The sequence below is a fragment of the Ancylobacter sp. 3268 genome, from assembly GCF_031456575.1.
Lineage (GTDB): Bacteria > Pseudomonadota > Alphaproteobacteria > Rhizobiales > Xanthobacteraceae > Ancylobacter.
The window spans coordinates 22339-34238 of record NZ_JAVDUX010000020.1; the positions used below are offsets into that span (position 1 = coordinate 22339).

At 69.4% G+C, this 11900-nt stretch carries 11 protein-coding genes; 5 read left to right on the forward strand and 6 right to left on the reverse strand.

Annotated features, from left to right (window positions below):
- Window positions 1–7: 7 nt before the first annotated feature.
- Window positions 8–2428, forward strand: a complete 2421-nt coding sequence (pheT, locus tag J2X65_RS23000; protein ID WP_310206453.1) for a phenylalanine--tRNA ligase subunit beta — start codon at window positions 8–10, stop codon at window positions 2426–2428.
- A 197-nt stretch (window positions 2429–2625) separates the two neighbouring features.
- On the opposite strand, the gene J2X65_RS23005 is transcribed toward pheT, so the two are convergent.
- Window positions 2626–3951 (reverse strand): FAD-dependent oxidoreductase, encoded by a 1326-nt coding sequence (locus J2X65_RS23005; protein WP_310206456.1) that lies wholly within the window; start codon window positions 3949–3951, stop codon window positions 2626–2628.
- A 259-nt stretch (window positions 3952–4210) separates the two neighbouring features.
- Between J2X65_RS23005 and J2X65_RS23010 the strand changes: the two genes are divergently transcribed.
- Window positions 4211–4879, forward strand: coding sequence for a sulfate transporter family protein (locus tag J2X65_RS23010; protein ID WP_310206460.1), 669 nt, complete (start codon window positions 4211–4213; stop codon window positions 4877–4879).
- Here J2X65_RS23010 and nth read toward each other — a convergent pair.
- Window positions 4857–5750 (reverse strand): endonuclease III, encoded by an 894-nt coding sequence (nth, locus tag J2X65_RS23015; protein WP_310206462.1) that lies wholly within the window; start codon window positions 5748–5750, stop codon window positions 4857–4859. The genes J2X65_RS23010 and nth overlap by 23 nt on opposite strands.
- Window positions 5751–5772: 22 nt before the next feature.
- Between nth and J2X65_RS23020 the strand changes: the two genes are divergently transcribed.
- Both J2X65_RS23020 and J2X65_RS23025 read left to right on the forward strand, forming a co-directional pair.
- On the forward strand, window positions 5773–6339 hold the full coding sequence (locus tag J2X65_RS23020) for a DUF2244 domain-containing protein (protein ID WP_310206465.1): 567 nt from the start codon (window positions 5773–5775) through the stop codon (window positions 6337–6339).
- Between the two features lie 74 nt (window positions 6340–6413).
- Complete coding sequence (locus J2X65_RS23025) at window positions 6414–7295, forward strand: bifunctional helix-turn-helix domain-containing protein/methylated-DNA--[protein]-cysteine S-methyltransferase (RefSeq protein ID WP_310206468.1); 882 nt, start codon at window positions 6414–6416, stop codon at window positions 7293–7295.
- A 177-nt stretch (window positions 7296–7472) separates the two neighbouring features.
- On the opposite strand, the gene J2X65_RS23030 is transcribed toward J2X65_RS23025, so the two are convergent.
- A complete protein-coding gene (locus J2X65_RS23030; protein WP_310206470.1) occupies window positions 7473–7601 on the reverse strand; it encodes a hypothetical protein in 129 nt (42 codons plus the stop codon).
- On the opposite strand from J2X65_RS23030, the gene J2X65_RS23035 reads away from it, so the two are divergent.
- On the forward strand, window positions 7600–8016 hold the full coding sequence (locus J2X65_RS23035; RefSeq protein WP_310206473.1) for a hypothetical protein: 417 nt from the start codon (window positions 7600–7602) through the stop codon (window positions 8014–8016). The two genes, J2X65_RS23030 and J2X65_RS23035, sit on opposite strands and share 2 nt — an antisense overlap.
- Before the next feature lie 17 nt (window positions 8017–8033).
- Here the strand turns inward: J2X65_RS23035 and glpK are convergent, their stop codons facing one another.
- From glpK to J2X65_RS23050, 3 genes are all read right to left on the reverse strand, one after another.
- Complete coding sequence (gene glpK, locus J2X65_RS23040; protein ID WP_310206477.1) at window positions 8034–9533, reverse strand: glycerol kinase GlpK; 1500 nt, start codon at window positions 9531–9533, stop codon at window positions 8034–8036.
- Window positions 9534–9768: 235 nt separating this feature from the next.
- Window positions 9769–11532, reverse strand: a complete 1764-nt coding sequence (locus J2X65_RS23045; protein WP_310206480.1) for an ABC transporter substrate-binding protein — start codon at window positions 11530–11532, stop codon at window positions 9769–9771.
- A 60-nt stretch (window positions 11533–11592) separates the two neighbouring features.
- The gene (locus J2X65_RS23050) at window positions 11593–11898 is read right to left on the reverse strand and encodes a DUF2160 domain-containing protein (RefSeq protein WP_310206483.1); all 306 of its coding nucleotides are present in this window, start codon (window positions 11896–11898) and stop codon (window positions 11593–11595) included.
- Window positions 11899–11900 lie beyond the last annotated feature (2 nt).

An 11900-nucleotide genomic window follows, 5' to 3' on the forward strand; every position in this document is an offset into this window, starting at 1 on the left:
AGATACGATGAAATTCACCCTCTCCTGGCTGCGCGAGCATCTTGCCGGCGGCTACACGCTCGACGACGTCACCGGCGCGCTCAACCGCATCGGCTTCGAGGTCGAGGGCGTCGAGGACAAGGCGGCCAGGCTCAAGGGCTTCACCATCGCCTATGTGATCTCCGCCGAGAAGCACCCGAACGCCGACAAGCTGCGCGTGTGCCTGGTCGATACCGGGCACGGCGAGCCGGTGCAGGTGGTGTGCGGCGCGCCGAACGCCCGCACCGGCATGAAGAGCGTGTTCTCGCCGCCCGGCACCTATATTCCCGGCAAGGACATAACGCTCGGCATCGGCTCGATCCGCGGCGTCGAGAGCCGGGGCATGCTGTGCTCGGCCGCCGAGCTGCAGCTCTCCGAGGACCATGACGGCATCATCGACCTGCCGGACGACGCCCCGGTCGGCGCGACTTACGTCGACTGGATCGGCGCCGGCGACCCGGTGGTCGAGATCGCGGTGACGCCGAACCGCGCCGACGGCCTCGGCATTCACGGCCTCGCCCGCGACCTCGCCGCCGCCGGGGTGGGCACGCTGATCGACGACGCGATCGTCCCGGTGCCCGGCGCCTTCCCCTGCCCGGTGCAGGTGACGATCGCCGACGACGCTCCCTGCCCGGCCTTCGCTCTGCGCCTCATCCGCGGGGTGAAGAACGGCCCGTCGCCCGACTGGGTGCAGGCGAAGCTGCGCGCCATCGGCCTGCGCCCGATCAATGCGCTGGTCGATGTGACCAACCTCCTCACCTTCGACCAGAACCGGCCGCTCCACGTCTTCGACGCCGGCAAGGTGCATGGCGATCTGGTCGTCCGCCGCGCCCGCGATGGCGAGACGCTGCTGGCGCTCGACGGCAAGACCTACACGCTCGACGCCACCATGTGCGTGATCGCCGATGACAAGGCGGTGGAATCGCTGGCCGGCATCATGGGCGGCGAGGAATCCGGCTGCGACGAGGCGACCGTCGACGTGCTGGTCGAATCGGCGCTGTGGGAGCCGATCAACATCGCCCAGACCGGCCGCAAGCTCGGCATCAACTCCGACGCCCGCTTCCGCTTCGAGCGCGGCATCGATCCGGCCTTCACCGTGCCGGGGCTGGAGCTGGCGACCAAACTGATCCTCGATTTCTGCGGCGGCGAGCCGTCCGAAGTGGTGCTGGCCGGCGCCATCCCGGACACCACCCGCAGCATCGCCTTCCCGCTGACGCTCACCCAGAAGCTGGCCGGCCTCGTCGCCAGCGACCACGAACAGGTCGAGGTGCTGCAGAAGCTCGGCTTCAAGATCTCCGCCCCGGCGGAGACGGTGAACGTGATGCCGCCCTCCTGGCGCGGCGACATCGAGGGCAAGGCCGATCTCGTCGAGGAGGTGGTGCGCATCATCGGCCTCGACCGGGTGCCGGCGACCCCGTTCCCGCGCGACGAAACCGCCCGCCAACCGGTGCTCACCACGCTGCAGCTGCGCACCCGCAAGGCCAAGCGGTCGCTCGCCACGCGTGGGCTTGTCGAGGCGGTCACCTGGTCCTTCGTGCCCAAGGCCTCGGCCGAGCTGTTCGGCGGCGGCAGCGAGGCGCTGGCGCTCGCCAACCCGATCGCCGCCGACCTCTCCGACATGCGCCCGAGCCTGCTGCCGGGCCTGATCCGCTCGGCGCAGGCCAATGCCGACCGCGGCTATGGCGACGTCGCGCTATTCGAGGTCGGGCAGGTGTTCAAGGGCGACCGGCCGCAGGACCAGTTCATCTGCGCCACCGGCCTGCGCCGCGCCTTCGCCAAGCCTTCAGGCGCCGGCCGCCACTGGTCGGGCAAGACGGCGCCGGTCGATGCCTTCGACGCCAAGGCGGATGCGCTCGCCGTGCTGGCCGCCTGCGGCGCGCCGGTGGCCAATCTGCAGATCACCACGGATGCGCCGTCCTGGTTCCATCCCGGCCGCTCCGGCAGCTTCCGGCTCGGCGCCAATGTCATCGGCCATTTCGGCGAGCTTCACCCGGCACTGCTGGAGGCGCTCGACGTCGACGGGCCGCTGGTCGGCTTCGAGATCGTGCTCGACAAGATCCCGGAACCCAAGGCCAAGGCGACGAAGGTGAAGCCGCTGCTCGACCTCTCGCCCTTCCAGCCGGTGGAGCGCGACTTCGCCTTCGTGGTGGCGCGGTCGGTGGCGGCCGGCGACATCGTCAAGGCGGTGGCCGGCGTCGACCGCAAGCTGATCACCGCGGTCAACGTGTTCGATGTCTATGAAGGCGAGAATCTGAAAGCGGCCGGCATCGACGCCGACAAGAAGTCGGTGGCGCTGTCCGTCACCCTGCAGCCGCGCGAGAAGACGCTGACCGACGCCGAGATCGAGGCGGTGGCCGGCCGCATCGTCGCCGAGGTGGCGAAGAAGACCGGCGCGACGCTGCGCGGCTGACGGAGCCGCCTGCGAGATTGTCGCCTGTCTCATCCTCTCCCCATTGGGGAGAGGCGGCCCGCGCAGCGGGTCGGTGAGGGGCGATGCGGCTGCGGGGTGAAGAAGACCCCTCACCCCATCCCTCTCTGCCAACATCGGATCTATCCGATGTTGGCAGAGAGGGAGCTACCGGTCTATGGGGAGAGGGAGCCTCCGTGCTATGACGGGCCGCCGGTGAGGCGGATGGCGCGCTCGGCGGCGATCTCGCCGGAGTTCCAGGCCCCGGTGAGCGTGCCCCAGCCGGTCGGCGTGGTGTACTCGCCGGCGAAGACGATGCGGCCCAGCGGCGCGGCGAACAGGCTGCGCTGCGCGCCCTGCCCCGGCGCCGCCACCGCCATGGCGCCGCGGATCAGCGGATCGGCGCTCCAGTTCGAGACCACCGCCTTGCCGATCTCGCCAATGCCGAAGGCACTGCGCATGAAGGCCTGCGCCGCCTCCCGCGCCACCGCCTCTCCCTTGCCGGAGAAGGCCTGCGCCGCCGCCGCGCCGAAGCGCAGGCTGTGCACATCGCTGCCGCCGATGCGCCCGCGCAGCAGCGCCGGTGGGCCATTGCCGAGCCGGGCCAGCACGGTCTCGTTGTCGGCGAGCCGCAGCGGGTTGCCCGGCAACAGGAAAGCCACCTGCTCGATCGCCCCGGACAGGCAGCTGCGCAGGGCGAGCGCGAGGCGGGCGGGCAACACCGGGTTGAAACGGATGGCGCCGGACGCCAGCACCGCCGCCGGCACGGCGAGAATGACCGTGCGCGCCCGGATCACGCTGCGTTCCCCCCGCAGGGACAGCGCGTAGAAACGCCCGGCATTGGTGATCTGCGTCACCGGCGCGTCGGTGCGCAGATTGGTCCAGGCGGCCAGCCGTTCCAGCAGGGTGCCGACGCCGAGCGCGCAGGTCACATCGTCCGGCGGCGGCAGGCGGCGGGCGAGATCGAGCGTCGACACCGCCGCCAGCGCCTGCCCGCAGCCGAGCGGCCCGAGCATCGCCTCGACGCTCGCCGTCCACGGCCCGCGCGTGGCGACCAGCGCCGCCGCCGGCCCGTCCTTGCCGGCATCGGCGGCGGCGAGCAGATCGCGCCGCACCCGGCCAAGGGCGAGGGCGAAGGCGTCGTAATCGCCCTCCGGCGCCTCGCGTCCATCGACGAACAACCGGGCCGATGCCGCAACCGCGCTCAGCGGCAATCCGGCTTGCTCGGCGGCATCGGCCAGGGTGCCGTCCATCCGCGAGAACGCCACCGCCCCGAGATCGACCGCCGGTCCGAGAGCGGCATCGGTGCGCGCCCGTCCGCCGACGCGCGGGGCTGCCTCCAGCAGCACATAGCTGCGCCCGGCAGCCGCGAGCTTGCGCGCCGCCGCGATCCCGGCCGCACCGGCGCCGACGATCGCGACATCGACGCCGGTGCCGGCATTCTGCGCCAGCGCCGGGGTCGCCAGCGCCGCGGCGGAAAGGCCGGCGAGAAACGCACGGCGCGAGGGACGAGGGAATCGGTTCATGCGGCGAAGGCTCTCCGGCAACGGCCGTCACGCTAGCACGAGCGGCGACCCGCCGGAACGCGCCGTCGCCCCGTCAGAGCGCGCCGGCCGGCGCCGGAGGGAATCATGGTTTGTTCGGGGGGAACGAATCGCGACCCGACTCGCCAATCACGATTCGGCAAGCGAAAAATCGCACCGCGGGCGCTGCGGAAGCCGCGCACCCCCTTTGAACCGGCGCCGCCCGTCACTAGGTACAGCCTCCCTTCACGTGCGAGACGCCATGCTCCAGGACGCCGTCGCCGCCTTCGGGCGCAGCTTCTCCCCGGCCTATCGCCGGGTGCTCATCCGCTCGGTCCTCATCGCCCTCGGCCTGCTCGCCGTGCTCGGCATCGGCGCGCATTGGGCGATGACCTATTTCGTGACGCTGCAATGGGGCTGGGCCGAGCTGACGCTCGACATACTCGCCGCGGTCGGCATCTTCATCGGCGCCATCTTCCTGGTGCCGCCGGTGACCTCGCTGGTCGCCGGCCTGTTCCTCGACGAGGTCGCCGAGCGGGTGGAGACGGAGGATTTCCCCGCCGATCCGCCCGGGCAGGCGCTGCCCTTCGTCCGCTCGCTGGCGATGACGCTGAAATTCTTCGGCGTGATGCTGGTGGTGAACCTGATCGCGCTGGCGCTGCTGCTGGTGCCCGGCGTCAACCTCGTGGTGTTCTACATCGCCAACGGCTATCTGCTCGGCCGCGAATATTTCCAGCTCGCCGCCATGCGCTTCCGCGGCGAGGAGGAGGCGGCCGAGCTGCGGCGGCGCTACGGCATCAGCATTTTTCTCGGCGGGCTGGTCATCGCGGTGATGGTGTCGATCCCGATCCTCAACCTCGCCACCCCGGTCTTTGCCACCATCTTCATGGTGCGGCTGCACAAGCGGCTCACGCGGCGGGGGACGCCGTAGGCGCGGGGGCAGTCGCGGGGGCAGGCGTCTTGGACGGCCAGCGGCACAGGTCGGCGATCAGGCAGCGCCAGCATTCCGGCACCCGCGCCTTGCACACATAGCGCCCGTGCAGGATCAGCCAGTGATGGGCGTGCAGCTTGAAGCGGCCGGGGATCACCCGCTCCAGCCCGAGCTCGACCTCGAGCGGATTCCTGCCGGCGGAAAGCCCGGTGCGGTTGGCGACGCGGAACAGATGGGTGTCGACGGCGATGGTCGGCAGGCCGAAGGCGATGTTGAGCACCACATTGGCGGTCTTGCGGCCGACGCCGGGCAGGGTTTCGAGGATGGCGCGATCGGCCGGCACCGCGCCGCCGAACTCCTCCACCAGACGGCGGGAGAGCGCGACGACGTTCCTCGCCTTGCCGCGATAGAGGCCGAGGGTGCGGATATGGGCGGCGACGCCCTCCTCGCCCAGCGCCATCATCGCCTGCGGCGTCGGCGCGGCGGCGAACAGGGTGCGTGTCGCCTTGTTCACCCCGACATCGGTGGCCTGCGCCGAAAGCACCACCGCGACCAGCAGGGTGAAGGGATCGACGTAATCCAGCTCGCCCTTCGGCTCCGGATCGGCCGCCTCGAAGCGGGAAAAGGCTTGCGCAACCTCCGCCGGCGTCCAGGGCGTGATGTCGCGCCCGGCGAGCGCGGCGGCGGCATTCGCCACCGCCCGGCGGCGCTTGCCGGCCTCGGGAGTCGCCGGCGCCACGTCCACTGGCGCCGCCGCACGCTTCCGCCCGGCGGCAGAGGAAACCGACGGCGAGGCGGGTTTCGCCGCCGCCTTCTGCGCCAGCTTGCGCGGGGATTTCCGGGGCGGGGATTTCTTGTCGTCGCGAACCATTTGCGAGCTATAATCTCCAGCCATGAGCGCTGCCAAGGGCTTTACCGACAGCTTTGCCAACGGCCGGACCGCCGGCTCCTTCGCCGGAGCCGAGGCGACGGGCGAAGAGCCGACCCTCTTCCGGGTCCGCCTCGCGCCGCACCGCTCGCTGGATGAGCGCGGCTTCCGGCTGGTGATGCTGCTGGTCGCCGGGGTGAGCCTCGTCTGCGGCACGGCCTTCCTGATGATGGGCGCCTGGCCGGTGTTCGGGGTGTTCGGGCTCGATGTGCTCGTCCTCTACATCGCCTTCCGCATGAGTTTCCGCTCCGCCCGCGCCCGCGAGGAGATCACCGTGACGCCGAGCCTGATCGAGGTGCGCAAGATCGATCCGCGCGGCGCCGCCGACGAGGCGCGGCTGAACCCGTTGTGGACGCGGCTCGACAAGGAGTTCCATGAGGATTACGGCCTGCAGCGCCTCAGCCTCACCTCGCGCGGCGCCCCGGTGGTGGTGGGCGGCTTCCTGCACACGCAGCAGCGCGAGGAACTGGCTGAAGGGCTCGACCGCGCACTGGCGCAGGCCAAGCGCGGCGTGGTGCGATCGCAGCCGTGAGCGAGACCGCGTCGAAATCGGGTGGCCACGTTGCGGCGCGTGTGTCCAGATGGGCAGAACAGGAGGACACCGCCGTGCTCGCGCCAACTCTGGAGAATGCCCGTCCGCTCGAAATCGCCGCGAACGACTATGAGACCGTCCGTCGCGCCGTCGAGTTCGTCAATCGCCGCTTCCGCGACCAGCCCGAGGTCGAGGAGATCGCCCGTGCCGCCGGCGTCACGCCGCGCGCGCTCACCGATCTGTTCCGCCGCTGGTGCGGCCTCAGCCCCAAGGCCTTCCTGCAGGCGGTGACGCTCGACGCCGCCCGGCAGGTGCTGGCCGAATCCGACAATGTGCTGGAAGCCGCCTATGAGCTCGGCTTCTCCGGCCCCGGCCGGCTGCACGATCTGTTCGTGGTGCATGAATCGCTCTCGCCCGGCGAGTGGAAGACCGGCGCGGCGGGGCTGATCATCCGCTGGGGCTTCCATCCCTCGCCGTTCGGGCGGGCGCTCGCCATGGCGACGCCGCGCGGCCTGTGCGGCCTCGCCTTCGCCGACGAGGGCGGCGAGGACGAGGCGCTGGCCGACATGCGCCGGCGCTGGCCCAACGCCATCTATGTCGAGGACCCGCTGGCGACCGCGCCCTATGCGGCCCGCATATTCAACCAGGATTGCTGGCGGCCGGACGACCCGCTGCGCATTGTGTTCATCGGCACCGATTTCGAGGTGCGGGTGTGGGAGACGCTCATGCGCATCCCCATGGGCCGGGCGACCACCTATTCCGCCATCGCCGGCCATATCGACCGGCCGAAGGCCGCGCGGGCGATCGGCGCAGCGGTGGGCAAGAACCCGATGTCCTTCGTGGTGCCCTGCCATCGCGTGCTCGGCAAGAGCGGCGATCTCACCGGCTATCACTGGGGCCTCACCCGCAAGCGCGCCATACTCGGCTGGGAAGCCGGGCAGGTCGGCGGGAAATAGGCGGCCGGGCGCCTGCGTCACTCTTTACCTCTCCCCGAGGGGGAGAGGGAGAAAAGCGGACAGCTCCTGGATCACCCTCATCCTGAGGGGCCCGGCCGCAGGCCGAGCCTCGAAGGTTGACCTTCCGGGCGCGCGCGCCTCAGGATGAGGACCGTGTTGCGGAGTCGGGTCCGCCCCTCACGTCATCGTCAGCCGCCGCACCACGTCGCGCCAGTCGGCAGGCTTGCTCTCGCGCAGCGCCGCCAATGCGACTACGCAAAACATCCGCCTTGTGGCATTCAGCGAGCCGGACGAGAGTGGCAACATGCCGTCTCCCCTCATAACTCGCTCGGTGATGTTTGAGCCGCTGCTTGCAGCGGACCCGTCTTTCCGTCCGCGCTGGAACGAATTCATCGCCGAGTGGGAGGAAGAGGGTGATTTCCCTCTCTATCTGGCGCTTCATTCTCTGGCCGAGCACATACTGGAACGCCACAAGGACGGTGATACGGTGAGATTCAGCGATATCTTCGCCGTGGTCGAGTGCTGGCACACAGAAGGCGACGACTATGTGAAGGAAGCCGCCACGATCGGGTTTCTGGAGTCACTGCAGAACCTCTCTGGCGGCAACGACAGGCAGATCGCGACCATCGAGCCGTGGCTTGGCCTGGAGACAAGGCGCTGGTGGGATAAGCTGGATCGCTTCTGGGACGGCGACGTTGTGGCGTTACGCGATGATGGATGATGGCATCTCCGCTTCCCTCACGGCATGGTCAGGCGCCGCACCACGTCGCGCCAGCCGGCGAGCTTGGCCTCGCGCAAGGCCGGCTCCATGGTCGGCGTGAAGCGCCGGTCCAGCCGCCAGCGATCGGCGAAGCGCGCAGGCTTCGGCAGCACGCCGGCGCGCAGGCCGGCGAGATAGGCGGCGCCCAATGCCGTCGTCTCCCGCACCACCGGGCGATCGACCGGCGCGGCCAAGAGGTCCGACAGCCGCTGCATGGCGAAATTCGAGGCGACCATGCCGCCATCGACGCGCAGCACCGTCTTGGCGCCGTTGCCGCCGGCCTGCGCCCAGTCGGCGCGCATGGCGTCGAGCAGGTCGGCGGTCTGGTAGCAGACGCTCTCCAGCGCCGCGAGGGCGATCTCCGCCCGCCCCGTGCCCCGCGTGAGCCCAAACAGCGCGCCGCGCACATCCGGGTTCCAGTGCGGCGCGCCGAGCCCGACAAAGGCCGGCACCAGATAGACCTGCTGGGCGGGATCGGCTGCCTCGGCCAGCGCCTCGCTTTCGGCCGAGGCCTTGATGATGCCGAGCCCGTCGCGCAGCCACTGCACCGCCGCGCCGGCGACGAAGATCGAGCCCTCCAGCGCATAGGTGCGCTTGCCGTCCAGCTGATAGGCGATGGTGGTGAGCAGCTTGTTCCTCGAGGTCACCGCCGTCGTGCCGGTGTTGAGCAGCGCGAAGCAGCCGGTGCCATAGGTCGACTTGATCATGCCCGGCTGAAAACAGGCCTGGCCGACGGTGGCGGCCTGCTGGTCGCCGGCGATGCCGCAGATGCGGATCGCCCCACCCAGCAGTTCCGGCCGCGCGGTGCCGAAATCGGCGGATGAGTCCTTCACCTCCGGCAGCATGGAGCGCGGCACCCGCAGCAGCGCCAGCAGGTCCTCGTCCCATTCGCCGGTGTGGATGTTGAACAGCAGGGTGCGCGCGGCGTTGGTGGCGTCGGTGGCGTGCACCGTGCCGCCTGTCAGCTGCCAGAGCAGCCACGAATCCACCGTGCCGAAGGCGAGGTCGCCGCGCTCCGCCCGCGCCCGCGCGCCGGGCACGTTGTCGAGGATCCAGCCGATCTTGGTGCCGGAAAAATAAGGATCGAGAATGAGCCCGGTGCGGGCGCTCACCATCGGCTCGTGGCCTTCGGCCTTCAGCCGGGCGCAGAACTCGGCGGTGCGGCGGTCCTGCCAGACGATGGCGCGGTAGATGGCGGCACCGGTCTTGCGGTCCCACACCACGGTGGTCTCGCGCTGGTTGGTGATGCCGATGGCGGCGATGTCGGCCGCCCTGGCGCCGGCCTGCTCCATGGCGGCGCGGCAGGTGGCGAGAGTGGAGGCCCACAGATCATGCGCCTCGTGCTCCACCCAGCCGGAGGCCGGAAAGTGCTGCGGGAATTCCTGCTGCGCCTGCGCCGCGATGCCGGTATCGGGCCGGAACAGGATGGCGCGCGAGGAGGTGGTGCCCTGGTCGATGGCGAGAATGTAGCTGCTCATGCGTGATCCACGTCGCGAATGACCGCCCGAATATACTGAAAGCCGGCTCTGGCCGAGATCATCCACACCCGCAGGCCGGACATCGGCCCGGCGCCGAACACCATGGTGGCGGAGCCGTATCGATCCATTTCTGGCGAGAAGGCAGGCCGGACGGGCGCCGTTGCGGCGTCCGTCCGGGTGTCGGGTGGTTCCTATCCGCTTTGGCGGCGGCCGGTTGACCCGGCCGTCCGGTCGATCAGTTGGTCGACTTCTTCGGCGGGGTTGCCGGCCAGGACTTGATCAGCGCGTCGTAGTCGACGGTCTCGCCCTTCGGCTTCTCGTTGGCGAGCTTGGGCTGCGGGGCGAGGTTGCCCTCCTTCTTGGCCAGCTCCACCCAATACTCCATCGGGTGCTTGGCGTTGAGCTTCGGCCCGCACTCGCCCTGCACGCCGGAACGCTCGAGACGCTCCATCACCGATTCCTGCGCCGCCGCGAGTGAGTCCATCGCCGCCTGCGGCGTCTTGGCGCCGGAGGAGGCGTCGCCGATGTTCTGCCACCACAGCTGCGCCAGCTTCGGGTAATCCGGCACGTTCGAGCCGGTCGGCGACCACTGCACCCGCGCCGGCGAGCGGTAGAACTCGACCAGGCCGCCGAGCTTGGGCGCCCGCTCGGTCATCGACGGCGCCCAGATGTCGCTCTCGCGGATGAAGGTCAGGCCGACATGGCTCTTCTTCAGCGACACCGTCTTGGAGGTGACGAACTGGGCGTAGAGCCAAGCCGCCTTGCGGCGCTCCACCGGCGTCGACTTCAGCAGCGTCCAGGAGCCGACGTCCTGGTAGCCGAGCTTCATGCCGTCCTTCCAATAGGCTCCCTTCGGCGAAGGCGCCATGCGCCATTTCGGCGTGCCGTCGGCATTCATCACCGGCAGGCCGGGCTTCACCATGTCGGCGGTGAAGGCGGTGTACCAGAACATCTGCTGGGCGATGTTGCCCTGCGCCGGCACCGGCCCGGCCTCCGAGAAGGTCATGCCCAGCGCCTGCGGCGGCGTGTATTTCTTCAGCCACTCGATATATTTGACGATCGAATACACCGCCGCCGGGCCGTTGGTGTCGCCGCCGCGCTCCACCGAGGAGCCGGTCGGCCGGCAGCCCTCCATGCGGATGCCCCATTCGTCGACCGGCTTGCCGTTGGGCAGTCCGCGATCGCCATTGCCGGCCATGGACAGCCAGGCGTCGGTGAAGCGCCAGCCCAGCGAGGGGTCCTTCTTGCCGTAGTCCATGTTGCCATAGACCTTGACGCCGTCGATGGTGCCGATGTCGTTGGAGAAGAACTCGGCGATGTCCTCATAGGCCGACCAGTTGACCGGCACGCCGAGCTCGTAGCCGTACTTGGCCTTGAACTTCGCCTTGTAGTCCGGGTTGGTGAACCAGTCGTAGCGGAACCAGTACAGGTTGGCGAACTGCTGGTCGGGCAGCTGGTAGAGCTTGCCGTCCGGCGCGGTGGTGAAGGAGGTGCCGATGAAGTCGGGCAGGTCCAGCGTCGGCGAGGTGACGTCCTTGCCCTCGCCGGCCATCCAGTCGGTCAGCGGCACCGCCTGCTTGTAGCGGAAATGCGTGCCGATCAGGTCCGAATCGTTCACCCAGGCATCGTAGATGTTCTTGCCCGACTGCATCTGCGTCTGGATCTTCTCCACCACGTCGCCCTCCTGGATGAGGTCGTGGGTGAGCTTGATGCCGGTGATCTCTGAGAACGCCTTGGCCAGCGTCTTCGCCTCGTATTCATGGGTGGTGATGGTCTCGGAGACGACGTTGATCTCCATGCCCTTGAAGGGCTCCGCCGCCTTGATGAACCACTGGAGTTCCTTCAGCTGGTCCTCCTTCGACAGCGTCGAAGGCTGGAACTCCGCGTCGATCCACTTCTTCGCCGCCGCCTCGTCCGCGCGGACGGGCGCGGCGAGGGCGATCAGCGCCACGGCGCTGGCGGCAAGCAGAAGCCGCTTTCGGCTCGATGACTGCAACATGGGTCTTTCCTCCCGTTTCACTCCCGGAGCCCGTACGGCCTGCCGCCGCTTCGGGCCGATTCACACGAGGCGGAACACCGCCAGTGCGTAGACAAGGCAGAGCGCGAGCGCCCAGCCGAGTTCTGGTCCCACCAGGCCGAGCCAGGCGAGATTGATGAAGGCGCTGCCGAGCAGCGTGATGAACAGCCGGTCGCCGCGCGTGGTGGGGATGCGCAATATGCCGACCCGCGCCCGCTCCGGCCGCCACAGGGCGAGCAGGGTGAACACCGTCAGCAGGCTGGCGATGCAGGCGAAGAACAGCCCGGTCTGCCAGGTCCAGGCCATCCAGGCGGTATTCTCGGCGAGGCTGGCGGTGAAAGTCTCCATCG

Excerpts from the sequence above, each read along its gene's own strand:
- pheT (WP_310206453.1), top strand. The coding sequence starts at position 8 with ATGAAATTCACCCTCTCCTGGCTGCGCGAGCATCTTGCCGGCGGCTAC.
- J2X65_RS23005 (WP_310206456.1), bottom strand. The coding sequence starts at position 3,951 with ATGAACCGATTCCCTCGTCCCTCGCGCCGTGCGTTTCTCGCCGGCCTT.
- J2X65_RS23010 (WP_310206460.1), top strand. The coding sequence starts at position 4,211 with ATGCTCCAGGACGCCGTCGCCGCCTTCGGGCGCAGCTTCTCCCCGGCC.
- nth (WP_310206462.1), bottom strand. The coding sequence starts at position 5,750 with ATGGTTCGCGACGACAAGAAATCCCCGCCCCGGAAATCCCCGCGCAAG.
- J2X65_RS23020 (WP_310206465.1), top strand. The coding sequence starts at position 5,773 with ATGAGCGCTGCCAAGGGCTTTACCGACAGCTTTGCCAACGGCCGGACC.
- J2X65_RS23035 (WP_310206473.1), top strand. The coding sequence starts at position 7,600 with ATGCCGTCTCCCCTCATAACTCGCTCGGTGATGTTTGAGCCGCTGCTT.
- J2X65_RS23030 (WP_310206470.1), bottom strand. The coding sequence starts at position 7,601 with ATGTTGCCACTCTCGTCCGGCTCGCTGAATGCCACAAGGCGGATGTTT.
- glpK (WP_310206477.1), bottom strand. The coding sequence starts at position 9,533 with ATGAGCAGCTACATTCTCGCCATCGACCAGGGCACCACCTCCTCGCGC.
- J2X65_RS23045 (WP_310206480.1), bottom strand. The coding sequence starts at position 11,532 with ATGTTGCAGTCATCGAGCCGAAAGCGGCTTCTGCTTGCCGCCAGCGCC.
- J2X65_RS23050 (WP_310206483.1), bottom strand. The coding sequence starts at position 11,898 with ATGGAGACTTTCACCGCCAGCCTCGCCGAGAATACCGCCTGGATGGCC.